The 24,931-nt window shown below is 60.2% G+C and carries 25 protein-coding genes and 1 tRNA gene; 13 read left to right on the top strand and 13 right to left on the bottom strand.

The features are described from left to right. Window positions 1–125: 125 nt before the first annotated feature. A tRNA-Leu gene (locus P9254_RS03050) sits at window positions 126–210 on the bottom strand. A 342-nt stretch (window positions 211–552) separates the two neighbouring features. Between P9254_RS03050 and tig the strand changes: the two genes are divergently transcribed. The 4 genes from tig (at window position 553) to P9254_RS03030 (ending at window position 4,717) form a co-directional block, all read left to right on the top strand. Beyond that, entirely contained in the window at window positions 553–2,037 is a 1,485-nt protein-coding gene (gene tig, locus P9254_RS03045) for a trigger factor (RefSeq protein ID WP_067329599.1), read from the top strand. A gap of 178 nt (window positions 2,038–2,215) precedes the next feature. Continuing rightward, entirely contained in the window at window positions 2,216–2,740 is a 525-nt protein-coding gene (locus P9254_RS03040) for a hypothetical protein (RefSeq protein ID WP_442920291.1), read from the top strand. A 289-nt stretch (window positions 2,741–3,029) separates the two neighbouring features. Beyond that, the gene (locus tag P9254_RS03035) at window positions 3,030–3,410 is read left to right on the top strand and encodes a c-type cytochrome (protein WP_067000047.1); all 381 of its coding nucleotides are present in this window, start codon (window positions 3,030–3,032) and stop codon (window positions 3,408–3,410) included. 485 nt (window positions 3,411–3,895) lie between these two features. Then, the gene (locus P9254_RS03030; RefSeq protein ID WP_067325381.1) at window positions 3,896–4,717 is read left to right on the top strand and encodes a DUF2189 domain-containing protein; all 822 of its coding nucleotides are present in this window, start codon (window positions 3,896–3,898) and stop codon (window positions 4,715–4,717) included. A 37-nt stretch (window positions 4,718–4,754) separates the two neighbouring features. Here the strand turns inward: P9254_RS03030 and P9254_RS03025 are convergent, their stop codons facing one another. The 8 genes from P9254_RS03025 to P9254_RS02990 form a co-directional block, all read right to left on the bottom strand. After that, the gene (locus P9254_RS03025) at window positions 4,755–5,228 is read right to left on the bottom strand and encodes an aminoacyl-tRNA deacylase (protein ID WP_067325364.1); all 474 of its coding nucleotides are present in this window, start codon (window positions 5,226–5,228) and stop codon (window positions 4,755–4,757) included. Between the two features lie 111 nt (window positions 5,229–5,339). Continuing rightward, entirely contained in the window at window positions 5,340–5,732 is a 393-nt protein-coding gene (locus P9254_RS03020; protein WP_082953928.1) for a cytochrome C oxidase subunit IV family protein, read from the bottom strand. A gap of 26 nt (window positions 5,733–5,758) precedes the next feature. Beyond that, on the bottom strand, window positions 5,759–6,478 hold the full coding sequence (locus P9254_RS03015; protein ID WP_067000053.1) for a heme-copper oxidase subunit III family protein: 720 nt from the start codon (window positions 6,476–6,478) through the stop codon (window positions 5,759–5,761). A gap of 10 nt (window positions 6,479–6,488) precedes the next feature. After that, window positions 6,489–7,193 carry a cytochrome c oxidase subunit 3 gene (locus P9254_RS03010; protein WP_278053797.1) on the bottom strand — a complete coding sequence of 235 codons (705 nt, stop codon included), beginning with the start codon at window positions 7,191–7,193 and terminating at the stop codon, window positions 6,489–6,491. Next, window positions 7,190–8,959 (bottom strand): cbb3-type cytochrome c oxidase subunit I, encoded by a 1,770-nt coding sequence (locus tag P9254_RS03005; RefSeq protein ID WP_095801847.1) that lies wholly within the window; start codon window positions 8,957–8,959, stop codon window positions 7,190–7,192. Before P9254_RS03005 ends, P9254_RS03010 begins: the two co-directional genes overlap by 4 nt. 16 nt (window positions 8,960–8,975) lie before the next feature. Beyond that, the gene (locus tag P9254_RS03000) at window positions 8,976–9,860 is read right to left on the bottom strand and encodes a cytochrome c oxidase subunit II (RefSeq protein ID WP_067000063.1); all 885 of its coding nucleotides are present in this window, start codon (window positions 9,858–9,860) and stop codon (window positions 8,976–8,978) included. A gap of 241 nt (window positions 9,861–10,101) precedes the next feature. Then, window positions 10,102–10,347 (bottom strand): hypothetical protein, encoded by a 246-nt coding sequence (locus tag P9254_RS02995; protein WP_278053798.1) that lies wholly within the window; start codon window positions 10,345–10,347, stop codon window positions 10,102–10,104. Window positions 10,348–10,440: 93 nt separating this feature from the next. Then, entirely contained in the window at window positions 10,441–10,743 is a 303-nt protein-coding gene (locus P9254_RS02990; protein WP_127214219.1) for a hypothetical protein, read from the bottom strand. Between the two features lie 219 nt (window positions 10,744–10,962). Between P9254_RS02990 and P9254_RS02985 the strand changes: the two genes are divergently transcribed. From P9254_RS02985 to P9254_RS02950, 8 genes are all read left to right on the top strand, one after another. Continuing rightward, window positions 10,963–12,105: a helix-turn-helix domain-containing protein gene (locus P9254_RS02985; RefSeq protein WP_127248608.1), complete on the top strand. Its 1,143-nt coding sequence runs from the start codon at window positions 10,963–10,965 to the stop codon at window positions 12,103–12,105. Between the two features lie 645 nt (window positions 12,106–12,750). After that, window positions 12,751–13,365: an ATP-dependent DNA ligase gene (locus P9254_RS02980; protein ID WP_067325352.1), complete on the top strand. Its 615-nt coding sequence runs from the start codon at window positions 12,751–12,753 to the stop codon at window positions 13,363–13,365. Window positions 13,366–13,741: 376 nt separating this feature from the next. Then, the gene (locus tag P9254_RS02975; RefSeq protein WP_095802975.1) at window positions 13,742–15,391 is read left to right on the top strand and encodes a putative bifunctional diguanylate cyclase/phosphodiesterase; all 1,650 of its coding nucleotides are present in this window, start codon (window positions 13,742–13,744) and stop codon (window positions 15,389–15,391) included. Window positions 15,392–15,525: 134 nt separating this feature from the next. After that, window positions 15,526–16,047: a ubiquinone biosynthesis methyltransferase UbiE gene (locus P9254_RS02970; protein WP_095829875.1), complete on the top strand. Its 522-nt coding sequence runs from the start codon at window positions 15,526–15,528 to the stop codon at window positions 16,045–16,047. Beyond that, the gene (locus P9254_RS02965) at window positions 16,044–17,222 is read left to right on the top strand and encodes a class I SAM-dependent methyltransferase (protein ID WP_127214214.1); all 1,179 of its coding nucleotides are present in this window, start codon (window positions 16,044–16,046) and stop codon (window positions 17,220–17,222) included. Before P9254_RS02970 ends, P9254_RS02965 begins: the two co-directional genes overlap by 4 nt. Further along, window positions 17,219–19,585 (top strand): SpoIIE family protein phosphatase, encoded by a 2,367-nt coding sequence (locus P9254_RS02960; RefSeq protein ID WP_067325373.1) that lies wholly within the window; start codon window positions 17,219–17,221, stop codon window positions 19,583–19,585. Before P9254_RS02965 ends, P9254_RS02960 begins: the two co-directional genes overlap by 4 nt. A 1-nt stretch (window position 19,586) precedes the next feature. After that, window positions 19,587–20,147, top strand: coding sequence for a slr1658 superfamily regulator (locus tag P9254_RS02955; RefSeq protein WP_170950193.1), 561 nt, complete (start codon window positions 19,587–19,589; stop codon window positions 20,145–20,147). Window positions 20,148–20,164: 17 nt separating this feature from the next. Next, window positions 20,165–20,503, top strand: coding sequence for a slr1659 superfamily regulator (locus tag P9254_RS02950; RefSeq protein WP_067000080.1), 339 nt, complete (start codon window positions 20,165–20,167; stop codon window positions 20,501–20,503). A 76-nt stretch (window positions 20,504–20,579) separates the two neighbouring features. Here P9254_RS02950 and radC read toward each other — a convergent pair whose 3' ends face one another. The 3 genes from radC to P9254_RS02935 all read right to left on the bottom strand — a co-directional run bounded on the left by radC (window position 20,580) and on the right by P9254_RS02935 (window position 22,995). Further along, window positions 20,580–21,332: a RadC family protein gene (gene radC, locus P9254_RS02945; RefSeq protein ID WP_278053803.1), complete on the bottom strand. Its 753-nt coding sequence runs from the start codon at window positions 21,330–21,332 to the stop codon at window positions 20,580–20,582. A 163-nt stretch (window positions 21,333–21,495) separates the two neighbouring features. After that, complete coding sequence (locus P9254_RS02940; protein ID WP_278053804.1) at window positions 21,496–22,419, bottom strand: DMT family transporter; 924 nt, start codon at window positions 22,417–22,419, stop codon at window positions 21,496–21,498. Between the two features lie 3 nt (window positions 22,420–22,422). Further along, complete coding sequence (locus tag P9254_RS02935; RefSeq protein WP_128203027.1) at window positions 22,423–22,995, bottom strand: NADPH-dependent FMN reductase; 573 nt, start codon at window positions 22,993–22,995, stop codon at window positions 22,423–22,425. A gap of 95 nt (window positions 22,996–23,090) precedes the next feature. Here P9254_RS02935 and P9254_RS02930 point away from each other — a divergent pair, with 95 nt between their 5' ends. Further along, window positions 23,091–24,023, top strand: a complete 933-nt coding sequence (locus P9254_RS02930; protein WP_278053806.1) for a LysR family transcriptional regulator — start codon at window positions 23,091–23,093, stop codon at window positions 24,021–24,023. 58 nt (window positions 24,024–24,081) lie between these two features. Here P9254_RS02930 and map read toward each other — a convergent pair whose 3' ends face one another. Continuing rightward, on the bottom strand, window positions 24,082–24,909 hold the full coding sequence (gene map, locus P9254_RS02925; RefSeq protein ID WP_067000098.1) for a type I methionyl aminopeptidase: 828 nt from the start codon (window positions 24,907–24,909) through the stop codon (window positions 24,082–24,084). Window positions 24,910–24,931 lie beyond the last annotated feature (22 nt).

Here is a 24,931-nt window from a genome sequence, read left to right as displayed (position 1 = left end):
TGCTCGAGCCTTGCGTGCGCCGCCAGAAGTTGATGGCTCCGGTCCTTCCTTGCAAAGGTTCGGGGACACGCTTCGCTCTGACGACCATAGGGTGACCTACACCAGAAGCTCGCCAAGGCGAAGGGTGGTGCGGATGAAGGGACTCGAACCCCCACGCCTTTCGGCACTGGAACCTAAATCCAGGGCGTCTACCAATTCCGCCACATCCGCGTTCCCCGGCAATCCCATGTAGCCATCATTCTGTCAATGTCGGGGTCCAAGTCACCGTCATTCTCGTAATCGCGAAGATGGTTGAAAATTAGCCTAGCCTGTGACAAAAGGCGTGTCGAATGTGACGGGACGCGACTATCCGCTTCTGCCGAATGTAAGAAGAAGTAGGAAAAACAAAGACTTCTTCACATTTTGGAAGCGCAGTTCAGGAGAGTTTGAGCCGCATTGGCGGTCAAATCACCAGGTTCCGTACCAAAGCCATTTCCGGCAAGAATATACCGGCAGGCTGTAAACGGCTAAGGACCGTTTGGCAGCCTCGTTGGTGAAAACAAAGGTTTTAGGATGCAGGTCACCGAAACGCTCAACTCCGGTCTCAAGCGCGAGATCAAGATCACCGTGCCGGCCGGTGACATGGAAGCCAAGCTGATGGCGCGGCTGAACGACGCCCGCGGCAAGGTGCGGATCAACGGTTTCCGCCCGGGCAAGGTGCCGGTGCAGCACCTGCGCAAGATGTACGGCAAGTCGTTCATGGCCGAGGTGGTCAACGAGATCCTCAACGACTCGACCCGCTCGATCATCTCGGGCCGCGGCGAAAAGGCCGCCATGCAGCCTGAAGTCATCATGACCGAGGACGAGAAGGAGGCGGAGAAGATCCTGGCCGGCGGCGCCGACTTCGAGTTCCGCCTCAATTACGAGGTCATCCCGGCCATCGAGGTCAAGGATTTCTCCGACATCAAGGTGACGCGTCAGGTTTACGACGTGCCGGAATCGGAGGTCGACGACCAGGTGAAGCGGGTCGCTGAATCGGCTCGCAGCTACGAGCCCAAGGAGGGCAAGGCCGCCGAAGGCGATCGCGTGAGCATCGATTATGTCGGCAAGATCGGCGGCGAGGCGTTCGCCGGCGGCGCCGGCACCGACCAGCCGCTGGTCCTGGGCTCGAAAGAGTTCATCCCGGGCTTCGAGGACCAACTGGTCGGCACCAAGGCGGGCGATGAGAAGCAGGTCACGGTGACCTTCCCGGAGAACTACCAGGCAGCGCATCTGGCCGGCAAGGAAGCCACCTTCGACGTCACAGTCAAGGAAGTGGCCAAGCCGGGCGCGCTCGAGATCAATGACGAGACGGCCAAGAACCTTGGCCTGGAATCGCTGGAGCGCCTGCGCGAGATCGTGCGCGGCCAGATCGAGAACCAGTTCGGTTCCATGACCCGTCAGAAGGTGAAGCGCCAGCTCCTCGACCAGCTCGATGCCGCCTATTCCTTCGAGGCGCCGTCGAAGCTCGTCGAGGCCGAGTTCAACAACATCTGGGCGCAGGTCAACCGCGACCTCGAAGCCGCCGGCCGTACCTTTGCCGACGAAGAAACGACGGAGGAAGAGGCGCGCGCCGAATATATGCGCCTGGCCGAACGTCGCGTGCGTCTCGGCTTGGTTCTTGCCGAGATCGGCGAGAAGGCCGGGGTCACCGTGTCGGACGATGAACTGCAGCGCGGCCTGTTCGAGCAGGTTCGCCGCTTCCCGGCCAACCAGCAGCAGGAAGCTTTCGAGTTCTACCGCAGCAACCCCGAGGCGATCAATTCGCTCCGCGCGCCGATGTTCGAGGAAAAGGTCGTCGACTATTTGCTGGGCCAGATTTCGGTCGAGGACGTGAAGGTCAGCAAGGAAGAGCTGATGGCGGACGACGAGGAGGCCGAGAGCGCCAGCAAGGCGAAGCCGGCGAAGAAGGCTTCCTCCAAGAAAGCCGAGGCCAAGGCCGGCGAAGCAGCCGGTGAGGCGGAAGAGCCCAAGAAGAAGGCCGCGCCGAAGAAGAAGGCCGCCAAGGACGCCGAGTAAACCCGGCGATAAGCTGATTTCGAAAGGCCGCCCACGAGGCGGCCTTTTTCGTTCATGTTCTCTGTTGTTGCTGCGGGGCAACACCACCCGCTTCAGATGAATGCACGCTGCTGGCGATACCGAACATTGATGATTACCTGCTCGATATCACATTGCGCAGGGTCGTTTGGAGGCGTCGGTGGGTGTGGCATTCACGATGAGGGGCGTGGTCGTTGCCGCGGCGCTCTTGCTTGCCGCGGCCGGTGTGGCAGAGGCCGGACCCGATCTCGGCAACTGGCGCGTCGACGCCGGCAACGACGGCCAGGTCACTGCGTCGCTATACGCCACCAACAAGCTGATCACCGGCGGCGGCGCGCTGGGCTACAGTCCGGTGCTGACGCTGGCTTGTCGACCGGGCGGCGAACCGCGTTGGAGCGAATGGCTGCAACTCAACGATTCAGTCTCCGCCAGCCGCAAGATCACCATGTCGGTCATGGTCGATGGCGGCGGCAAGTTCGATGAAAGCTGGTCTGTCGGCCCACGCGGTAAAATGCTGGTCAGGGACGGAGCAGATGGCATCAAGCGGCTGGTTTCGGCGAGCCGGCTGTTGCTGTCATGGCGTTTCGGCCTGCTGTCCGGACGCGGCGAGGCCGACTTCGAACTCGCCGGACTGTCCGAGGCGATCGGACAGATGGCTGCAAGCTGCAATACCGATCCGCCGTGACTCTCAGCACACGGCCTAAGGCGCGTCGCGAGGAGCCGGACTCAGGCGACGCGCTTTAGGTCCGTGTTTTGATGCATGTCGTTCTGCCAGAACCGCTGCGCAGCTTGGGCGACGTGCACCTTCGCACAAATTGCCGTTTCTACCCATTGGATTGATACTGTGGTATGTAGATGCCGCAATTCCATTGGTGGGACCACGGATATTCCGCTGTACCGTGCAGGCCGCCCCAGCGCAGCTGGCGTGGTGCGCATCGTCCGGCGCAGATGACGATCGATCAGGGAGGAATGCCATGCGCGCAATCGCACTTTTCATCGCCTCGGCGGCCACGATCTTCATTGCAAGCCCTTCGCGGGCGCAGGATGCAGCCGCAGGCGAGAAGGTCTTCACCAAGTGCAAGGTCTGCCACATTGCAGACCAGGACCAGAACAAGGTCGGCCCGTCTCTGCACGGCGTCATCGGGCGCACGGCGGGCACGCATCCCGGTTTCACTTTTTCCCCTGCTATGATCGAGGCCGGAAAATCCGGCATCAAATGGGATGAGCCCACGCTGACGAAGTATCTTCAAGACCCCAGGGGCATGATCAAAGGGACGAAGATGGTGTTTCCCGGCCTCAAGAACGATCAGGACGTAGCCAACGTCATCGCTTACCTGAAACAGTTTTCGAAGTAAGCGGGCCCTTCCAGGCCCCTTTCGGTGGCGCCGGCTCGCCCCGACCGAAGGCGGCCGGCATGACGCTGCTGAAGTGTGGCCGCCGGCGCCGTCATGCAGGCAGCGCAAAAAATCCCAGCACCAACAGAATGGCTATGCCAAGGCCGAGTATGAGAAGCGTTCGCGTGTCCATGACGTTCGCCTTCGACCAGGCGCATGACCCGGAAATCGGGAAAGGATCACGGGCCAATCAAAGTGATCCAGCCTCCTTTGCGCGTACCGGAGGCACTGCGTTGTAGTTGTATAAGAATACCGCAAAAAAGCCTCTCGAACCAGCGTGGAGCTCTGGCCGGCCACCGCACCCTCGTTCCAATGAAAAGAGACAAATCGGGCGCAATGGAGTATGTTGGCTGCCGGTGCAGGTCGCGGTTTTGCGTGGCCAACCATGCAGAGCGGTAGCACCGCGAATCCGCGACCTTACCGGACCCTGGTCTGGAGGAATGGTCATGGCAAGCTTTCACGTCATTGCAGGCGCTAGCGAAACGCTCGAGCATACCAGAGTGAGAAAGATCGGCCTTTCCGATCTTTTCGACGCGCTCAGGCGCGGTGTCGACGATTTCATGGTGAAACCCTCGCATATCGTGTTTCTGTGCATGATCTATCCGCTCGTCGGCGTGGTGCTTGCTACCTGGACATCGGGAGCGAACGCGCTGCCACTGCTGTTTCCGCTGGTGTCCGGTTTTGCGCTGATCGGCCCATTCGCGGCGATCGGTCTTTACGAGATCAGCCGCAGACGGGAAGCCGGGCTCGATGCATCCTGGCGCCATGCCTTCGAGGTCAGGAACTCCCCGGCGCTGCCGGCCATCGCCGCGGTCGGGATCATGCTGTTCGCGATCTTCATAGCGTGGCTTTTGACCGCCAAAATCTTCTACGAGCAGCTGTTCGGTCCCGCGCCCCCGGCATCGCTGTCCAGCTTCATCGCTGAGATATTCGCCACCGGGCGCGGTTGGACCCTGATCGTGCTGGGTCACGCCATCGGATTCGTCTTCGCCGTGGTCGTGTTGTGCACCACCGTGGTGGCTTTTCCGCTGCTGCTTGATCGCGATGTCGGCGCCTACGAAGCCATTCACACTTCGGTACGCGTAGTGCTGGCGAACCCCATCGTAATGGCCGTCTGGGGACTGATCGTCGCCGTTGGGCTGATCGTCGGTTCGCTGCCGGTGTTCGCGGGGCTGGCGGTTGTGCTGCCAGTCCTCGGCCATGCCACCTGGCACGTGTATCGTAAGGTCGTGGAAGCGCCGGCCGCCGCCCCAAGACCGGCGAACTAGCAAACCCTGTCGAGCACGGGCTGGAGTGCCGGTGCTCTCACAGGGCCGGGTGGCTGAAGCGTGCCCGACGCGCGCCTGTGGTCAGGTCGCGGAAATCCTTGCCGCTGACATGCACAAGGGTCTTGTGGTCGCCGCCCTCGAAGTAGATATCGGCGGCGTCGCCGAGGCTTTCGTCCAAAATGACCGGCACGTCATAGGCCGCGCCGATCGGCGGTACGGCGCCGATATCGCAATCGTCGAAGAGCGAGACCACCTCGTCCTCGGAAGCGAGCCCGAGGCGCTTGTCCATGACGTCCTGGAGCTTGGCGAGTTCGATCCTGTGGGTGCTTGGGACCACGGCCAGCGCATAGCCGAGCTCGTGGTGAACGACCACGGACTTGGCCATCATGCTGCCGGGCACGTGGGCGGCAATGGCGGCCTGCCTGCTGGTTGCAGTCCGATGATGCGCGACGGTGTCGTACGGGATTCCCTTGCCGTCTATGAAATTCCTCAGTCTGTTCGCTATCGTCATTTTCCGCGTCCTTTGCTTGAGTTCACGACGCATATCAAAACCAAACCGCCGGTTGTTTCGAGGCACCGGCCATTTCGGGCTGATTAGGCTGCGGTTTATCCAAACCGCGCGTCAGGGGCCGGGCCCGAAAAACGCGATGCGGGTCAGCAGCGTATAGTCGGCCTCGAAGACCATCATCGCCACGAAGACCAGCACCAATATCGGCGGCAGGATGATCGCATACATCATCGCCAACCGTTCCCAGGCCATGTGCATGAAGACGGCCACGATCAGTCCTGCCTTGAGCATCATGAAGATCAGGATCAGCGACCATCTGAGATAGCCGTGCAGGCCGAAATAGTCGACCATATAGGAGCAGGCGCTGAGTATGAACAGCCACACCCAGACCACCAGATAGAGCCTGATCGGGTGTTCCTGATGCGTGTCCGACTTGCCGGCGGTCGCCGCATCGTGGGTGGAGTGCAGCGCCTGTTGTCCGAGACCGTTTGCGGTTGCTTCAGCCATTTCGTCCTCTCAGCAAAGCCTGCCTCTCACCAAAGATAGAAGAAGGCGAAGATGAACACCCAGACCAGGTCGACGAAGTGCCAGTAGAGTCCCATGATCTCGACATTCTCGTAGTGGCCCCGGCGACTGGTGAAAAACCCTGGACGCCCGATGTCGTAATCGCCGCGCCAGACTTTTCGCGCCACGATGATCAGGAAGATGACTCCGATGGTGACGTGCGTGCCGTGGAAGCCGGTGATCATGAAAAAGCATGAGCCGAATTGCGCGGCTCCCCAGGGATTGCCCCAGGGCCGCACTCCTTCGGTGATGAGCTTGGTCCATTCGAAGGCCTGCATCCCGACGAAGGTTGCGCCGAGCGCGGCGGTCAAAAGCATCAGGATCGCGGTTTTGCGGCGATCGCGGCGGTAGCCGAAATTGACCGCCATGGCCATGGTGCCGCTGCTGGAGATCAGCACGAAGGTCATGATGGCGATCAGGATCAGCGGGACCTCCGACCCGCCGATGTGCAGCGCGAAGACCTTGCTTGGGTTGGGCCACGGCACGCGCGTCGACATGCGGGCGGTCATGTAGGAGAGCAGGAAGCAGCCGAAGATGAAGGTGTCGCTGAGCAGGAAGATCCACATCATGGCCTTGCCCCAGGACACGTTCTTGAACGCGCGCTGATCCGAGGCCCAGTCGGCGGCAATCCCGCGCCAGCCCTGGGGGCGATCCAACTGGCTGCTATCCGTCAGTGTCGTCTCGGCCATCGCCAGTCTCCTAGGTCAGCAGCCGTTGGCAAATGCTCACGAATGTCGCCGCCCAGCCGGCCAGGACGGCGAAAATGCCGAGCCAGACGAAAAGCAGGAAATGCCAGTACATCGCGCAGAGCTCGATCCCGAGGCGAAGCCGCTGCGGCCGGGGGCCCGTCCAGGCGCCGATGCTCGTCCTGCCAAGGCCGACCAGCCCGCCCAGTATGTGCAGGCCGTGCATGGCGGTGATCAGATAGAAGAAGCTGTTGGCCGGGTTGGAGTCCAGCAGGTAGCCGTCATCGGTCAGCTGCCGCCACGCGATCAGTTGGCCGATCAGGAAGGCGAGGGCGGTCAGCCCGGCCGTCGCAAGACCGAGCCTGACCATGTCCGTCTGGCCTCTGCGCGCCGCGATCACGGCGCATTGCAGCGCAACGCTGCTCAGCACCAGCACGCCGGTGTTCAGCCAGAGCAGGCGCGGCAGCGGCAGAGGCCGCCAGTCCGGCAGACCCATGCGCATGAAATAGGCGCTGGTGAACAGCGAAAACAGACAGCCGACGACCGCGAGGAAGACACCGAGGCCGATCTTGGCGGTGGGCAGGGCCGATCGCTCGAGGCCGACGAAATCCCCGGCCAAGCCTTGCTCGAGCCACGGCTTCGCGGTCAGCCGCTGGTGCGAAAGCCACCATCCGGCAAAGCCGGCGATCACCAGCAGGAAGACCAGGATGACGCTCATGCCGGCTCCCTCGATGGGATGAAGGAGCCCGGCACGTTCTGCGGAATGAAATCCTCCTTCGCGCCCGGCACGCTGTAGTCATAGGCCCAACGATAGACGATCGGCAGTTCCTTGCCGAAATTGCCGTGCGCCGGCGGCGTCTGCGGCGTCTGCCACTCGAGCGTCGTTGCCCGCCACGGATTGCCGCCGGCCTCACGGCCGTGACGGATGCTCCAGATCAGGTTGAACAGGAACACCATCTGGGCGAAGCCGACCAAGAAGGCCATGATGCTGATGAACGAATTCAGATGATGGGCCGACTCCGTCATGATCGTCATGTCGGTCAGTTCGGCGTAGCGGCGCGGTACACCAATCAGGCCGATATAGTGCATGGGGAAGAAGATCAGGTAGGCGCCGAGGAAGGTGACCCAGAAGTGAAACTGGCCGAGCGCCTCGTCCAGCATCCGTCCGGTGACCTTCGGATACCAGTGATAGATCGCGCCGAAGATCACCAGGATCGGGGCGACACCCATCACCATGTGGAAATGGGCAACGACGAACATCGTGTCCGACAGGGGAACGTCGACGACGACATTGCCGAGGAACAGCCCCGTCAAACCGCCATTGACGAAGGTGACGATGAAGGCGAGCGCGAAAAGCATTGGTATCGAGAGATGGATGTCGCCGCGCCACAGGGTCAGCACCCAGTTATAGACCTTGATGGCGGTCGGAACGGCTATGATCAACGTCGTCGTGGCGAAGAAGAAGCCGAAATAGGGGTGCATGCCGCTGACATACATGTGGTGCGCCCAGACCACGAAGCTCAGCGCGCCGATGGCGATGATCGCCCAGACCATCATTCGGTAGCCGAAGATGTTCTTGCGCGCGTGCGTGCTGATGAGGTCGGACACGATGCCGAAGGCCGGCAGGGCCACGATGTAGACTTCCGGATGGCCGAAGAACCAGAACAGATGCTGAAACAGGATCGGGCTGCCGCCACTGTGCTGCAACTGTTGGCCCATCTCGACGATCGCCGGCATGAAGAAGGAGGTGCCGAGCGCGCGGTCGAGCAGCATCATCACACAAGCAACGAACAGCGCCGGGAAGGCGAGCAGAGCCATGACGGTGGCGGTGAAGATGCCCCATACGGTGAGCGGCAGGCGCATCAAGGTCATACCCCGCGTGCGGCCCTGCAGCACCGTCACAACATAGTTCAAGCCACCCATGGTGAAGCCGATGATGAACAGGATGAGCGAAGAGAGCATCAGGATGATGCCCCAGTCCTGGCCACCCGGCGTGCCGGTCATGATCGCCTGCGGCGGGTAGAGCGTCCAGCCGGCGCCGGTCGGTCCGCCGGGCGCAAAGAAGCTTGCGACGAGAACGAGCACCGCCAACAGGTAGACCCAGTAGCTCAGCATGTTGACATAGGGGAAGACCATGTCGCGGGCGCCGACCATCAGCGGGATGAGATAGTTGCCGAAGCCGCCGAGGAAGAGTGCGGTGAGCAGGTAGATCACCATGATCATGCCGTGCATGGTGATGAACTGGTAGTAGGCCTCCGGAGTAATGAAATCGAACGTGCCGGGGAAGCCGAGCTGCAGGCGCATCAGCCAGGACAGGAACAGCGCTACAAAGCCGATCGCCGTTGCCGTTGCCGAATACTGGATCGCTATGACCTTGGCGTCCTGCGAGAAGACGTATTTCGTCCACCAACTGTGCGGATGGTACAGTTCCATTTCCCCGACTTCGGCGGGGGGAACGGCATCTGCGGGTGTGACGTCGACCATGGGAGCACCTCCCTGTTCAGCGGGCCTCGACAGTTTCGACTTTTGCCCCGACGTCCAAAGCGGACGCCATTGTCTTTCCTGGCAGCGGGTTCGCCGAGCCCGTTTGCTGAGGCGCCGACAGTTGCGCAAAAGTCTGCTGCTGCCCGAGCCAGGTCAGGTAATCCTGCTCGGTGTCGACCATCACCATGCCATGCATCAGCGGATGTCCCTGGCCGCAGAGCTCGGCGCACAGGACCTGGAAGGTTCCGGTCCTTGTTGGAGTGAACCAGAAATAGGTGACCGATCCCGGGATCATGTCCATCTTGGCGCGGAATTCCGGGATGTAGAAATCATGCAGCACGTCGATCGAACGCAGCAGCATCTTGACCGGTTTGCCGACCGGCAAGTGCAGGTCCGCCGCCTCGACCACGACGTCGTCCTGGCCGTTGGGATCCTTTGGGGCGATGCCTAGCGGGTTCTCAGCGGCTACTTCACGGGTGTCCGAAGTGCCGAGCTTGCCGTCCTTGCCTGGCAGGCGATAGCTCCACTGCCATTGCTGAGCAACGACCTCGATTTCGGTCGCATCGCTCGGCACGTTGACGAAGCGGCTCCAGACGAACAGGCCGGGAACGAGCAAGGCGGTGACGCCGATCGCAGTGACGATCGTCAACCACCATTCGAGACGCTTGTTCTCCGGTTCGTATACCGCGCGATTGCCTTCGCGATGGCGAAAGCGGAACACGCAATACGCCATGAAGAGCACAACGGCGGCAAAAACGACGCCGGTGATCCAGAAGCTGATGATGATGGTGTGGTCGATATAGTCCCAGTTCGAGGCAATCGGCGTCCACCACCATGGGCTCAGGAAGTGGAACAACACCGAGCCCACGACGATCAAAACGAGTACAAGCGCGATGGCCATGTCCCGTCCTCCGGTATTCCATGGGAGCGCGAAGCATCCAACGCCAATACCAAGCCGCATCATGCTCGATTTCCGGTTGAAATTCCAGAGCCGACTAGCTGATGTGCAAAACGTTGCTGCGCGCCCGGACCTTTTGGGGCGGGGGGCCTTGGCGCAGCGGGCCCTTCGTCGAAGCATTGCCCTTACGGACGATGTGCAGAGGGCTGAATTGCCGGCTTGATGCCGCTGGCGGGTAGATCAACTAGTTCATTTTAGGCGTGCGGACGGCTGCCCTGGCTTTTTGCCGGCGAGATTTGACCGCCTCCAGCAGTTCGCGTTCGCCGGTGTGAGCATTTCGAAAGATGGCCACAACCAGTACCGCTAGAATTTCGGCGTCCGGGTGCAAAGGATCGAGCTGTTCATCCGCGCAGACTTGATTGAACACGCGTTCGCAAACGGCCAGATCGAGAGGGCTAAGGCAGGTGCGATTGAAACGCCGACGCAGCATTTGAGCGAACCTTTCAGCGCCCGCCGCCCGTGCTTTGCGGCGGGGCCTTGTCACCGAGGCTTGAAAAAATGTTGTCCCCAGCTTCTAGTAACGTTACTCCATGCTCGGCGATTGTGTTGTCAATAATCCCAAAATCTGTGCGCAGTCCCGAGATCTATATTGGCCGACCCGCATGAGCTGGTAATAGTCTTGCCGTTTGTTGTCGGGTATACGGAAGCCGCGTCGAAAGTCAGCCGCCTCTTTCGGGGCGCGAGTGCAGCCAAGTTTGCTGGCGCTGACTTTCAAACTCGCCAGTGAGCATCCGAGCTTTGCCGCAATGTCTTTTAATGGCTCGTTGTTGACATATCCATCAAGAATTATCTTGCGGCGAGCTTCTCCTTTGACTTTTTCATTCATTACCTGGTCTCCTCAACGTCGCTTTCACGATGTCGGAATCTATAGGCGCCGGTCTGAAGTGTGTCGTTAGCCTCGTATCCAGAAACTTATCTCGGGATGCATTTCTTATTGTAACCCAGCGTGATCGACGATGCGGTCCACAGGCTTGCCAGATCCCGGGATACACCACATGATTGCGGGGGCATGGGCATACCGGAATCGGATATGGCACCACGCGCGATGGACGCTAAGGAGCAAGACGAGGCGCATACCGGGCCTGTACCGGAGCGCGAGCGACGGCGTTGGCCTCGCGACGTTCAACCCGACAATGAGGCGGCTCGGCCAATCGCGCCGGCACTGGAACCGCTGTCCTTTTCAACGCTCGAACTGGCAGCAGAGGATCAATTCCCCGCTTGGCAAGCGCATGTGGCACCGCTTGTCGAGGTCAGGCTGCCGGATGACAAATCGCTGGACGACGGCTTCCCCGCAGCGCACAAGGCTTGGAATCTCGGCGGCATGCTGATCGTCGAACAGCGGACGCCGGCGCACAGTTACATCCGTTCCGCCGCAAAGCTTCGGTCCAGCTCGATCGATCATTGGTATGTCGTCTTGCCACATACCGGCCGGTCGTGGACGGAGGTCAATCGCCGTGTCGCGGAGGGCCAGCCGGGCAAACTTGAGATCAGGTCGCTAGGCTACCCGTTTCGCGGGAGGATGACCGAATCCGAAAGTCTCGTTCTATATTTGCCGCGTGATTTGTTCGCCGACGCGGCGGCAACCCTCGACGCAAACAACAACTCAATTCTTTCCGGCAATTTTGCAAACCTTTTGATCGACTATGTCGACGGCATGGTAACAAGACTGCGCAGCCTCACCGCTGACGACCTGCCTCGCATCGTACACGCAACCCGCAGCATGATCATTGCGTGCCTAGCGCCGCCGGCCGAACATGCGGCTGCGGCCGAACAACTGGCGAGTGTCGCGCTGATGGAGCGGGCCCGTCGATACGTCCAAAACAACCTGGAAGCGGCTCATCTGACGCCGGATTCAATGTGCCGGGCGCTCGGTGTTTCGCGATCTCGTCTCTACCAGCTGTTCGAACCGAGCGGTGGGGTGCTCCATTACATTCAAAGTCGCCGACTTCTAGCGGCCCATGTTGCGCTCAGCGATCCGGCGGACAGCCGGCGCATCGTTCAAATTGCGGAGGCCTTCGGGTTCAGTTCAGCGGCAAATTTCAGCCGGGCGTTCAGCAAGGAGTTCGGTTACAGCCCCCGCGAAGGGCGCAGGACGACGGTGTTGCCGCGCCCCGCCCACTCTGTTTCGCTTGGCGAGCACGAGAAGACCTCCTCGTTTGAAGGATGGCTCAAGGCACTTGGAAGCTGATCATAGCATCCGCGGCGGACGTTTCATCAGTATGCCCGGAGTGATACTGGATCCGGCGACAATCCTTGCCGGGCAAGCGATCCTTGGCTGGCGGTACCCCATTGGCAAAATCCCTGGCGAGAGATGCCGTGCCGATCGAGATATGTACGCCCGGATAAGTATCTGGATGCGCAGCTAACGACAGCGCGGCCATATTCGTAGATGTTCGCTGTGACTTAGCGGGGGCTCGGCACAGGCGGCAGGTTCCAAGTTGGGGGGTATATCGCACCGCCTGTGCCGACCGCGCCGCCGCAAACCGTCAAAGGCGTAAGTGAGTCAGCGTGCCAAGGCCGAGGCGGCCGGTTGGTGTTCATTCCGCCGCAGAATGGCTTAGTGGGGGCTCGATGGCTTAGTGGGGGCTCGGCACAGGCGGCAGATGTCCAAGTTGGGGGACATCGGATCGCCTGTGCCGCTCGCGCTACCGCTATCCGTCGAAGGTGTGGCGTAATTGAGTAAGCGTGCCAATGGCCGGGGGGCGGCTGGCCGGTGTTCATTCCGTCGCAGAATGGCTTAGTGGGGGCAAGGCACAGGCGGCAGGTGTCCAAATGGATACCAGATCGCCGGTGCCGCTCGCGCCACCGCTATCCGGCAAAGATGGTGGCGTAGTTGAGTCAGCGTGACAAGGTCGACGACGAACGGCTGGAGTTCATTCCGCCGCAGATACCAACTCTTGTCGAGCGGCCGCCCGAAGATGAAGGGTGGGTCCACGAGGCCAAATTCGACGGCTACCGCACGCAAATCATCATTGATAAGAACGGCGCGCGTCTTTACAACAAGAACGGGCGCGACTGGACGACTAAATACTGGCCCATCGCGCTAGCTGTCGACCTGCCATGCCGGGCTGCCATTCTCGACGGCGAGGTGATTGTCTCAGGCGGGCGTGGCTCGCCCGGTTCTCCTGAGCTGGAAGCCGCGATCTGGAACGAGCCGAGCCGGCTGGTGTTCGTCGCTTTCGACATCCTCCATCTCGACGGTCGCAATCTTATCCCCTTACCCCTGCTGCAACGCAAGCAAGCGCTGTGGCGACTGGTTGAGCCTGGCCTCGGCAAGATCCAATACAGCGAGCATTTTGAGGGCGACGCGCTCGCGATCTTTCGCGCCACCGAGAAAACCGAGCTCGACGGCGTCATCTCGAAACGCGCCGATAGCCCCTACCAGAGCGGACCGTCGAAAACGTGGCTGAAAACCAAATTTTTGAGAAAGCCGATCTCGAAACACTAGGTCTGTGATCGAGCCCAGGCCGCGAATTCCGCTCTGTCCTGTGGATCGCAATATTTCGAATCACGCCGGGCGCGACGCCGATTATCTGTCGATTCGCGATTTATTAACAATGAATGAACGTCCATCGTGGAATAACCTGCCCGCCAATCACAGCGGAGGATCCATTGCAATTACAGCGCATGCACCGCTTGTTGAAATAGCGAGTTGAAAGTTTGCCAAGCTTGTTACTTATGCTATTTCTAAACTGGGGGACGCTAATTTTCACCGCCTACGGAGGTGGCTTTTGCGTTCAGAGGCATCAGGCGTCGGCACGCAGAATGAGGAGTCGTCCTCAAGCGATGGTTCACGTGCCGGCGAAGCGCTTCTCGCTAACCTGTTGGCGAATACGACCGAACTTCTATCGTTCTATGATAGCGACTTCCGCCTAACTCACTACGCCGCCAGGCTTAAACGTCTGTACGGAGGTGCGGTTGTGCCAGGCGCAGCCATTTGGGAGATCTATCCAAGCTTCCTCGATACGAGGTGCCGCGACGAATTTCTTCGGGTGTTCCAGGGCGGCTCTGCGGCAAGCATTGACCTGCCGCGATCATCGGGCGAAGCGCCCCGCTCCGTTTTCGTCTTCGGCACTGCAGATGGTGTGGGAATCATCGAATCCCGGGAGCAGGGGGAGCGCAGCGCGGCGCAGGAGCAGGAGCATATGATTCTGCTCCATCAAGCGACGCACGACGTGCTGACCGGACTGCAGAATCGGCGGCGATTCGGCGAGCGGCTGCAGCAAGCGCTGGCGGCCATCGGCGGATCTCAGCCAAAAGCCGCCCTGCTGCAAATCGATCTTGACGATTTCAAAGCGGTCAACGACACGCTCGGCCATGGGGCAGGCGACACGCTTCTGCAACTCGCGGCAGGTCGAATCCGCGACGCGCTGGAGGACGGCGAATCTGCGTACCGGTATGCCGGCGACGAGTTCGCCGTCATCCAATTGGGCAAGGAGCAGCCCGCGGAAGCCGAGCGCCTCGCAACATCGCTGGTCAACGCGTTCAAGGACCCTTTCGTCATCAACGGCATTCCCGTCTTCGTCGGTTCAAGTATCGGAATCGCTTTCGGGCCGGAGCACGGGACCGATGGCGAGCAGCTGATGAAAGCCGCAGATATTGCTCTTTACGCAGCCAAGACGGATGGTCGCGGCTGCGCTCGAACGTTCAATCGCTCGATGCTGTTGTTGCTCGAGCAACGCGAAAATCTGAGGCGCAGCCTTCGAACCGCGCTGGAGCGGGGCGAGCTTTACCTGGACTATCAGCCGCTCATCAGGCCTCCTTCGTCGGTGATTGGTTTCGAAGCGCTGCTGCGGTGGCGGCACCCCGAGATAGGAATCATTCCGCCCGGCGTGTTCATTCCGATCGCCGAAGCGGACGGTCTGATGGACGAAATTGGACGATGGGTGCTCGAGCAAGCTTGTCGCCAGGCATTGGCGTGGCCTTCCGCGCTGACAGTCGCAGTCAACCTGTCGCCGGCTCAGTTCCTAAGCGGTTCGCTGACGGACACGGTCGCTCAGATCATCGACGAAGTTGGAATCCGAGCTGAAAGGCTTGAACTCGAGATAACCGAAACGGTTCTTCTTGAGAAGACTATCGACAATATAGATACTTTGAATACGTTGAACGTCCTGGGAATACGAATCTCGCTCGACGATTTTGGAACATACTATTCGTCCTTGAGCTACCTTAAGAATTTTCCGTTTGATACCTTGAAGATAGATCAATACTTCATCGCGGACCTGGAGACGGATCTGAAGAGTCAAACGATTGTGCGATCGATCATAAGTCTGGCGCACGGCCTGGGAATAAGCGTCACCGCCGAGGGGGTCGAGACGGCGGCGCAGGCACGGTGGCTGATCAAGGAAAATTGCGATTACCTGCAAGGCAATTTCATGGGACGGCCGCTCGGATCCGAGGCAACCGGCGATTTAATCAGGCGGTCGCCGGCGAAGGGGCTGGAAGCGATGGAGGAATCAAATCGGGCGCGCTAGCCACTTGCACCGTTTGTAAATCGGAGGGCTGTAAAAAACGATCGAGCTAGATGCCGCGCAATGCGGGACTGGCTCATCACGGAGTTCATCGCGTCACCTGGGCTCAAATACGGATGGAATAGGAGAGGATGCGGATGGGATCTGTTCATCATGACCCGGTTGGCGAACCGACTTTTGAGCCGATGATCCAGATCGACATGGAAATCAAGACTTTTGTCTCCGCTTGGAAACACTGCGATTATGTCTCGACGTACATCGCCCGGATGATCAGTCAAAACAGATCAGACTCGGTGCGGCATTCGAATCTCTTTTCCTCTGCCTTCAACGAATTACTGGAAGTCGCCTTTCGTACCCGCCACGCCGACGGCGAACTGGCATGCAGGGTGTCTCGCTATGGCGCGACGGACAGGATCGAACTGACATTTCCCTGCATGCCGGAGGAGCGCCAATTCTACGAAGAAGCCGTTTCGCAAGTCGCGGGATTTGAGGCCAAGGAGCGATATCTCAATTCTGTGTCTGGGGATCTGGCGCCCAGCCGGGAGGTGGTACTCCTGGAACTGGCTGTCGACTACAACGCGGCACTCAGGGTCGAGGAAGCCGACGGCGATGCGATCACGCTCGTCGTGGATCTTCCGCTTGAGGGCCTGCAACATTGAGCCCTTACAACCTGCACGCGCGCTTCAAGGCGCAGTACGATGCGAACAACCAGGAGTTCTCAATATCTGGGGTGGTCCGGCCTCAGGCGATCGATGAGCTTGGGCCTAGCCTGGCATTGCTTCGCGATGCGATCGGCCGAGTGCGCGGCGTTCTCTACGTCAATGTCAGGCGCTTGGCGCAGATGAACAACGCTGCATTTTACGCCTTTTCGAGAATCATCATCGATGCCTGTCGCGCTCGACCCGATCTCAAATTTGTTGTCATCACGTCGAGCGTCGTCGGATGGACCTCGCGAAAATTCGGTCGGCTGAGCGGAATCGAACCGAACATCACGGTCGAGGAGTATGACAGCGAATTCTATCCAGGGCAGGGCTTCCTCGAGGAAGGCGGGTTCGTTCCAATCCTGCGCACGCAGACAAAGATGACCTGGCGCCACGAGCGTGCAATCCTGCCGCGGCATGGCATGAGACCCGGGATCGTTATGGCCGACATCTGTTGCGGGATCGGTGATTTCGCCGTGCTCGTGCAGAAAGAGTTCCAGCCGTCGCGGATTGTCGCCCTCGACCACTCCATATCAAGCCTAGACTACGCCCGACGCGTGATGCGGGAGTTCGATATCCGGGGCATCGAATATACTTATGGCGATGCCTCGGAAATGCTGCTCGACGAGGAGCAGTTCGACTTGGTCACCTGCCGACATTCGCTTCAAATCTTCAATCGACCGGAACTCATCCTCAAGGAACTCTACCGCATATGCAAGCCAGGCGGGCGGGTCTACATCACCAACGAGAAGAATTCGCATTGCCTCGGCGAGCCGCGCGCCGAAAGCATCCGTTGGACATACAATGAAGTGGCGAAGCTGTTCGCGCATTTCGAAATGGACGTCGAGCTCGGGCCCAAGAGTCGGCGATATCTGATCGAAGCCGGATTCGACGACATACGTGTCGAGACCTTCACCGTCACCAACTTGGACGGAGATCCGCAGGACTTCGCCGATGTCATTGTCGCCTGGGCCGATGTCTATGCCGGCGAGATGGCCATCAAACGCGGCGACGGGCCGGAGTTCGTTGCACGGTTCCGGCAGGGCTTCCAGGATCACATATTCGCTGCGCTACACCCCAAGGGTTATGCGGGTTGGCCGATCTGGGTCGCATCGGGGCGAAGGCCGCAATGAAAGCCGACGATCAGCCTACACCGCGCTTCGGCCTGCGCTCCTTCCGGGCGAAATTCGTATTGGTCGTTGGCGGCGCCGTGCTGTTCGATCTCTTGCTGAGCGGCGGCCTGGCGCTCTGGAACGTGCAAAAGCTGTCGCGCGACGCAACGTCGGAAGTCGGTGAGGGCCTGACCACCGCAAACCAGGAATACATTCGCTCCTACGCCGATTCGACGGCGTTAAGCGTCGACCTCCTGCTCGATCGAGTTCATGGGGACGTGAAGGCGCTGGCCGGCGTTCTGCAGGCCCAGACCGACGATCCGAGCCGGCAGCGACAGGTCGGAGCAACCCTTTCGCATGAAGCACCCGGCTCGGTGAAGGTCGTCTACGACGCGAAGGGCGATTGGGCGCAGAACCTGCCGGGCGCGCCTTCGGTGATTAGCGTCTGGGGCTACCTGCTGGGCGCCGACCACACGCCGCTGCCAAGCGTTGAGCGGGAAATCGAAGACAGTACCGTTCTGGATCTCGTCGCGCCGACCCTTATGGCCAGCGGATCGCCAAAACTGCAGATGTACTATATTGGTCCGAAGGAACGGCCGATCTTCAGGACGGTACCGTATACGGACCAGGCACAGACCTTCGACCGGCTCTATCCAGGCCACAACAAGGCGGAGTTCTGGGAGTTCTTCTTTCCGGGGATCTATGGGTCATGGCAGCAATGGGCGAAGGATCCAGCCTCACGTCCAGTCCCCGACGATATCACTCAGACAGCGCCCTACACCGATGCGATCACGGGAAAGCTGATCGTCAGTTTTTTCCACCCGCTGTGGACGCGCGACCGTACCGGTATCGCCGGTGTAGCGGGTGCAGACATCACTCTCGATCAACTCGCGGAAGTCGTCGAGCGCGTCAAGATAGCCGAAACCGGGTTCGGCTTCCTCACGATGTCGACCGGCAATGTAGTGGCGATCAATCCATCGGGCGAGGCGATCATCGGCCTGACTTCATCCAACGATGCGGGCACGCAGGGCGTCACCGGCCTGGAGAGGTCCCTGCGGGGAAGCACGCAGCCGGCCATCGCGTCGCTGCCGCTCGACCAGAACAATGACGGTGTCATTCAGCATATCATGCTCGACAACAAGGGCGAACACGTACCCTACATAGTTGTCCTCAAAAGATTGAAGCCGACCAATCTGTGGAGCTCGGGACCGATCAAGTCTGAAACGATGTCGGTCGGAATCGTCGTTCCAGAACGCGAAATCTATGCGTCCCTGGTCGCCGCGCAAAAGAGTATTTCTCGCGCGACCAATCGTATTCTGCTCTTTCAGGTCGCCGCCATCGTCGTTTCGCTTCTGATTGTATTTGCGGCAGTGCTCGGCATCTCGAAGCGGATCACGGCCGGCCTCAGGGCGCTTGCCAGCGCCGCCCAGAGGCTACAGTCCAAAGACTATTCGGTCCGTGTTCGCGTTCCAACGCGCGACGAGGTTGGAGCGGTCGGGGTCGCCTTCAACCGCATGGCCGAGCAGATCAGCTTTCACACAGAAAACCTCGAGCAACTCGTCGACGAACGCACCAGGGAACTCGGCGACGCAAATCAGGAGATTTCCGCGCTCAACGAAAAGCTGCGGGACGAGAACGTCCGTCTCGGCGCCGAACTCGCGGTCGCCAGGCAAATCCAGATGATGGTCCTGCCGAAACCGTTCGAACTCGAAGCGATTCCGGGGCTGGAGATCGCGGCCTACATGCGGCCGGCCGACGAGGTGGGCGGGGACTACTACGACGTCCTCCAGAACGGATCACGGGTCAAGATCGGCATCGGCGACGTGACCGGTCATGGTCTCGAGAGCGGCGTGCTGATGCTGATGGTCCAATCCGTTGCACGCGCGCTGCAGGAGGCCAACGAAGGCGATCCGCATCAGTTTCTGGTTCGTCTGAACAGGGCCATCTACAAGAACATCGAGCGGACGAACACCGACAAGCATCTCTCGCTGGCCTTTCTTGACTTTGAGGACGGGCGGGTAACGCTATCCGGCCAGCACGAGGACATTCTCGTCGTGCGTGCGGATGGGGACGTCGAACGTATCGACACGCTTGATCTGGGTCTGCCCGTTGGCCTGGAGAACGACATCTCGCAGTTTGTTGACACGCGAGACATCGTGTTCGGGAGCGGCGACGTAATCGTGTTGCACACCGACGGTGTGACCGAGGCGGAAGATGAAGACAGAAGACTGTTCGGGTTCGATCGCCTCTGCAAGAGCGTGCAAAAGCGCCATGGCAGGAGCGCCGAGGACATCAAGACCGGGATCATCGAGGATTTGATGGCTCATATCGGAATCCAGAAGATCCACGACGACATCACACTCGTGATCATAAGGCATACGTAGGATGACAGCGCTGTTCGGTACGCCTGACATTGCAATAGGGATGAAGGGGAGCGTCAGTCGCGTGCGGCTGTTCGACGGACCTCTCGACTTGAGTTGGCGTCATTGCGCCACGACCTCGGACTTCATTGCCGATCTTTTCGCGTTGCGCTTTCAGTCGTCGCGCAATGACTACATGGAGGTGCGGCATAGCATCGGATATCTGGTCAACGAACTCATCGAAAACGCCGTCAAGTTCCGCGCACCAGGCGAAATCGTGGTTGAGGCGTCGATGGATTCCGAGTGCTTCAAGCTCAAGGTGTCGAATGACGTCGATGGTGAAATCGCGTCCGAGTTCCAAAGCCTGCTGGCGGACATCACGGTTGGCGACCCAAAGGACCTGCTGATACAGCGGATTGAGGCGAATGCCGCGAACCCCGACGTGGGGAGCTCCGGGCTTGGATTGCTGACGTTGATGAGCGACTATGGCGCACGTCTGGCCTGGATATTCAGCCCGGCCGATGAAAACGACCGTATTTGCCTGGAAACATATGCCTCCATTCCGATCTCGCAAACTCACAACTAGATGAAACGAAGCCAGATATGGAAATCAAGACAGACGACTACCGCGTGTGGACTGAGGGAAGCGATATCTTTTTCGACGGTGCAATGCGGCTTGCCAGTTCCGAGGCGGGTGCGCCGATCACGGCTTTGGCGACCAGTGTTCTTGCCTCAAATCCCGCTTCCATCACACTCAATTTGAAGGACCTTCACTTTCTCAACTCTTCCGGCATCAACCTGCTGGCGAAATTTACCATCGAGGTGCGCAAGCATCCCGATGTTCGACTTGTCGTGCGCGGAACGCCCGACATACCCTGGCAATCGAAATCACTGCCGAACCTGAAGAAGCTGCATCCCGCTCTGGTGCTTTTGATGAACTAACGTCAACGCGTCTCGATCGAGCCATTGCCCGCGAGGTGCCCGCCGTCGGATGATTTCCAGCTGATATTCGGGACTGTCAGATCAGCAGCAGGCCCTTCATCGAGGCATTGCCCTTGCGGCCGATGATGATGTGGTCGTGCACGGCGATGCCGAGCGGCTTGGCCGTCTCGATGATCTGCTTGGTCATGTCGATGTCGGCGCGCGAGGGCGTCGGGTCGCCGGACGGGTGGTTATGCACCAGAATGATCGCGCTGGCGGAAAGTTCGAGCGCGCGCTTGACCACCTCGCGCGGATAGACCGGCGTATGGTCGACCGTGCCGGTCTGCTGCACCTCGTCGGCGATCAGCCCGTTCTTCTTGTCGAGGAAGAGAATGCGGAACTGCTCGCGGGCCTCGAAGGCCATGGCCGAGCGGCAATAGTCGAGAAGCTGCGTCCAGTTCGACAGAACCTCGCGGCCGCGCACTTCGCCGCGCGCCATGCGCTGCGCCGTGGCGGCGATGACTTTTAGATCGGTCGCCACCATCGGCCCGATGCCCTTCACTTCCTCGAGCAGGGACGCCGGCGCGCCGAGCACTTCGGCAAGCGAACCAAAGCGCGCGATCAGCGCCTTGGCGATCGGCTTGGTGTCGACGCGCGGGATCAGCCGGAAGAGAAGCAGCTCAAGCAGTTCATAGTCGGGCAGGGCGTCCGGACCACCGGCCAAAAAGCGTTCGCGCAGACGATCACGATGGCCGTGGTAATGCGGCTTCTCAACAGGCGCCACCTCTTTCTTCGGCGGCTCTACCCAGGCTTCAGAGAAAAACGCCCGCTCGTCCTCGACTTTTCCCATCGCCCGCCCGCATCGCTGATCGAAAGAAGACCTTTGCCGGAGAGTAGAGCATGATTGTGAAACGCGAAACGGTTCTCGATCATTTCAAGAAAGTAGCCGGGAGCGTTGCTGGGACATATCAAGACGCCGTGACGATGAGGGCTGCATCGCCTATTGGCGAGCGTTAAACATGAGCACCCTCGGCAGCCTGCTTCTTCACTGTTCTTGCCCCGCTGACCGAAACAGCGATGCCGAGGACGACAAGGGCGGTTCCGAGAATGTGGATCGGCGTGATGGTCTCACCGAGAAGAAGAAACGAGAGCGCGAGTGCCGCGACCGGCAGCACTGCCATGAACACGCCAGCCTCTCCGCCGCTGGCGCGCGCGGCTCCTGAATACCAGAGCCAGAAGCCGATCACGGTGGGAAAAATGCTGATATAGACTGTCGCCAATAGGGCGGCAGGTGCTGCTGCAACGGTGCTAAACGCGACAAGGGCAGCGGCGAGCGGCAAGGTCAGCACCAGTGAAATGCTGCTCATCAGCGCCGCGAGATAGAGCGGCGCCAGCGGCTTGCTGATTCTCTTGTTCAGGATAGCAAACAGTGCTTCGCCGGAAACAGCGAGGACCACCAGCAGGTTACCCGCCAGCAGCTTCAGATCGAGGCCAAAGCCCTTGGCAGAGGCGACATTGACAAGAAGTGCGCCTGCCGTGACAGCGCCGATGGCGATCCATAGCTTGGCGCCAAGCCTCTCCTTCAAGGCCAGCGTTGCAACGAGGGCAGCCAATACAGGCAAAAGGCCGTGGATGACGCTGGCATTGGCACTCGTCGTCAAGGTCAAGGCGAGGATCATTAGAATGCTATAGCCGGCGCTGCCCGCGGCCGCCTGAATCATCACAATCATATATTCCTTTGCCAAGAGCCGCGACCGCGGCGTGCTTGTCAGGAAGACGAGTCCCCAGAGGATCGGCGTCGAAATCAGGAAACGCAGGGGAACGGCGAGGAAAGGGTGCATGCCGCCGGCAATGATTTTCGAGGCCACCACGCCGGATCCGACCAGCGTCATGGCTATGGTCATGAGGGCGCCTGCAATGATGCGTTGCGAATCCATGTGTTAGCCTACGGTATAGGGGGCGCGCGAACGCGCCTCCTTCAGCGCAAGAGCCCACCACTTGAGTTGGTGGAGCATGGTTTTGACAGCGCCGGAGCTGCGCTTCGGATCGAGCGGGCCCGCACCATCAGCAAAATGCTCCCACACCCCGTGAAAGCTTACTGCGTCCCGGACGGTGACGGCGTGGAGCTCGGCAAATACCTGCCGAAGATGTTCGACGGCCCTCAACCCGCCGGAAACGCCACCGTATGAAACGAAGCCGACCGGCTTGGCGTGCCACTCTTCAGTAGCCTGGTCGATAGCGTGCTTAAGATGACCGGGCATGCTGTGATTGTATTCGGGGGTGACGACAACGAAGGCGTCTGCCTTGGCGAGCTTACTCGTGAATGCCTTCATCGCCGGTGTCGGCTCCGCCAAGTGCCGGCTGGGCAGATCAATGTCTGCAACATCGATGAGGGAAAGCTCGAAATCGTCCAGTCTCTGCGCCTCTTGGGCAAACCAGTTTCCGACCTTGTCTCCATAGCGTCGTTCCCGCGTGCTGCCGATCAGCGCTGCGAGCTTGAGCCGTTCAGTCACTTCGCTCTCCTGTCTCAGGTCAGGAAACCGATGACACACCGGGGCGATCGATGGGATTGCTAAAAGTTGGCGTTTTCTGATCTAATTGATCGATCATGCTCGACGCGCTCACTCTCGATCAGATGCGGATGTTCCTGGCCGTGGCGGACGCGGGTAGCTTTCGCCTGGCCTCCATGCGGCTCGGTCGCGCCCAGTCGGCGGTAAGCCACGCGATTGCCAATCTGGAGACCGAACTCAAGACGGTCCTGTTCGACCGGTCGACTCGTCGGCCGACCTTGACCTCGGACGGACGGGCCCTGCTGGACGACTGTCGCTCGCTGGTTCTACGCGCCGATCTGCTGCGCGCGAAGGCGCAGGGTATGGGCAGCGGCATTGAAATCGAGCTTGCGCTGATGGTGGACACGCTTGTTCCATTGCCGGCCGTCGGCAGGGCTCTTGAAGCCCTCCACGCCACCTATCCGACGGTTGGCGTCCGGTTGCAGATAGGTACCCTTGGGGAACCGATCGATTGCCTCCTGCAGGGCACGGTCGACCTCGCGATAACGGTGGGCGAAGACCTGCGCGATCCGCGCCTGGAATTCGATTCCCTCGCGCCGCTGTCGATGGCGGCGGTCGTCGGTGCTGGGCACGCTCTGGCCTTGATAGCGAAGAAAGGCCGGGTGAGTACGCCAGAGCTGGCCGATCACATCCAGATCGTGCTGATGGACGCTTCTCCTCGCTCCCATGGCCGCGACTATGGCGTGCTCTCCCAGCGCAAGTGGCGGGTGGGTAGCCAAGAGGCGAAACTGGCGTTGATCAGAGCAGGCATCGGTTGGGGGCGGCTTCCACTTTGGTTGATCGCGCAGGATCTTGTCGAAGAGCGGCTCGTGCAGCTTTCAGCCGCTGCGCTTGGTGAAAATGGGACAACGAAGAGCTGGGTCTATCTTGCCCGACGGCTCGACAAACCCTTGTTGCCGGCAGCCATGTGCCTCAGGTCCGCACTTCTAGCCGGAGCCGGGCTTGGTGATACTGCCGGGCTTCCAGCCTAGGCGCGCCTCGCCAATTGTTATGGACATTAGACCGTGCCGATGCCGTGCCTGCGGCAGACTAATCCGGCAAGCCGGGGCGGTCGAGCTTCTTTGGCGACAGCGTGAAGATCTCGCAGCCGCTATCGGTGACGCCGATCGTATGCTCGTACTGTGCCGACAGTGAACGGTCGCGCGTCACCGCCGTCCAGCCGTCAGAGAGCACCTTCACATGCGGGCGGCCGAGATTGATCATAGGTTCGACGGTGAAGATCATGCCGGGCCGCATCTCGACGCCTTCGCCGGCGGTGCCGTAATGCAGGATGTTCGGCGCGTCATGGAAAAGCTGGCCGACGCCGTGGCCACAGAAGTCGCGCACCACCGAGCAGCGCTCGGCCTCGGCATAGGTTTGGATAGCGGCACCGATCGCGCCGGTGCGAGCGCCCGGCCTGATTGCGGCGATGCCGCGCATCAGGCATTCGTAAGTCACCTCGAGCAGGCGCTCGGCGGCGCGCTTGATCGTGCCGACCGGATACATGCGCGAGGAATCGCCGTGCCAGCCGTCGAGGATGTAGGTGACGTCGATGTTGACGATGTCGCCGTCCTTGAGCGGCTTGTTGTCGGGAATGCCGTGGCAGACCACGTGATTGATCGAAGTGCAGGACGATTTGGTGTAGCCGCGATAGTTGAGCGTGGCCGGCAATGCGCCGTGATCCATGCCGAACTCGAAGACGAAACGGTCGATGGTCTCGGTGGTGACGCCGGGCTTCACCATCGACACAAGCTCGTCGAGACAGCGCGCGGTGAGATCGCAGGCCTTGCGCATGCCCGCAAACCCTTCCTCGCCATAGAGGCGGATCTGGCCGGTGTTTCTCAAGGGGGCCGTTGCGGCGTCGAGATAGGTAACCATTCTTGTCCGTTCGCGGGTTGGC

It is taken from the genome of Mesorhizobium sp. WSM4983 (assembly GCF_029625765.1).
Classification (GTDB): Bacteria; Pseudomonadota; Alphaproteobacteria; order Rhizobiales; family Rhizobiaceae; genus Mesorhizobium.
Note: the sequence above shows the minus strand (reverse complement) of the source record. Positions and strands in the feature narration are given on the sequence as shown.

Excerpts from the sequence above, each read along its gene's own strand:
- P9254_RS03015 (WP_067000053.1), bottom strand. The coding sequence starts at position 6,478 with ATGGCCGAGACGACACTGACGGATAGCAGCCAGTTGGATCGCCCCCAG.
- P9254_RS03000 (WP_067000063.1), bottom strand. The coding sequence starts at position 9,860 with ATGGCCATCGCGCTTGTACTCGTTTTGATCGTCGTGGGCTCGGTGTTG.
- P9254_RS03010 (WP_278053797.1), bottom strand. The coding sequence starts at position 7,193 with ATGAGCGTCATCCTGGTCTTCCTGCTGGTGATCGCCGGCTTTGCCGGA.
- P9254_RS03025 (WP_067325364.1), bottom strand. The coding sequence starts at position 5,228 with ATGACGATAGCGAACAGACTGAGGAATTTCATAGACGGCAAGGGAATC.
- P9254_RS03030 (WP_067325381.1), top strand. The coding sequence starts at position 3,896 with ATGGCAAGCTTTCACGTCATTGCAGGCGCTAGCGAAACGCTCGAGCAT.
- P9254_RS02960 (WP_067325373.1), top strand. The coding sequence starts at position 17,219 with ATGAAAGCCGACGATCAGCCTACACCGCGCTTCGGCCTGCGCTCCTTC.
- P9254_RS03005 (WP_095801847.1), bottom strand. The coding sequence starts at position 8,959 with ATGGTCGACGTCACACCCGCAGATGCCGTTCCCCCCGCCGAAGTCGGG.
- P9254_RS02995 (WP_278053798.1), bottom strand. The coding sequence starts at position 10,347 with ATGCTGCGTCGGCGTTTCAATCGCACCTGCCTTAGCCCTCTCGATCTG.
- P9254_RS02950 (WP_067000080.1), top strand. The coding sequence starts at position 20,165 with ATGGAAATCAAGACAGACGACTACCGCGTGTGGACTGAGGGAAGCGAT.
- P9254_RS02985 (WP_127248608.1), top strand. The coding sequence starts at position 10,963 with ATGGACGCTAAGGAGCAAGACGAGGCGCATACCGGGCCTGTACCGGAG.
- tig (WP_067329599.1), top strand. The coding sequence starts at position 553 with ATGCAGGTCACCGAAACGCTCAACTCCGGTCTCAAGCGCGAGATCAAG.
- P9254_RS02930 (WP_278053806.1), top strand. The coding sequence starts at position 23,091 with ATGCTCGACGCGCTCACTCTCGATCAGATGCGGATGTTCCTGGCCGTG.
- P9254_RS03020 (WP_082953928.1), bottom strand. The coding sequence starts at position 5,732 with ATGGCTGAAGCAACCGCAAACGGTCTCGGACAACAGGCGCTGCACTCC.
- P9254_RS02940 (WP_278053804.1), bottom strand. The coding sequence starts at position 22,419 with ATGGATTCGCAACGCATCATTGCAGGCGCCCTCATGACCATAGCCATG.
- P9254_RS02970 (WP_095829875.1), top strand. The coding sequence starts at position 15,526 with ATGGGATCTGTTCATCATGACCCGGTTGGCGAACCGACTTTTGAGCCG.
- P9254_RS02955 (WP_170950193.1), top strand. The coding sequence starts at position 19,587 with ATGACAGCGCTGTTCGGTACGCCTGACATTGCAATAGGGATGAAGGGG.
- radC (WP_278053803.1), bottom strand. The coding sequence starts at position 21,332 with ATGGGAAAAGTCGAGGACGAGCGGGCGTTTTTCTCTGAAGCCTGGGTA.
- P9254_RS03035 (WP_067000047.1), top strand. The coding sequence starts at position 3,030 with ATGCGCGCAATCGCACTTTTCATCGCCTCGGCGGCCACGATCTTCATT.
- map (WP_067000098.1), bottom strand. The coding sequence starts at position 24,909 with ATGGTTACCTATCTCGACGCCGCAACGGCCCCCTTGAGAAACACCGGC.
- P9254_RS02990 (WP_127214219.1), bottom strand. The coding sequence starts at position 10,743 with ATGAATGAAAAAGTCAAAGGAGAAGCTCGCCGCAAGATAATTCTTGAT.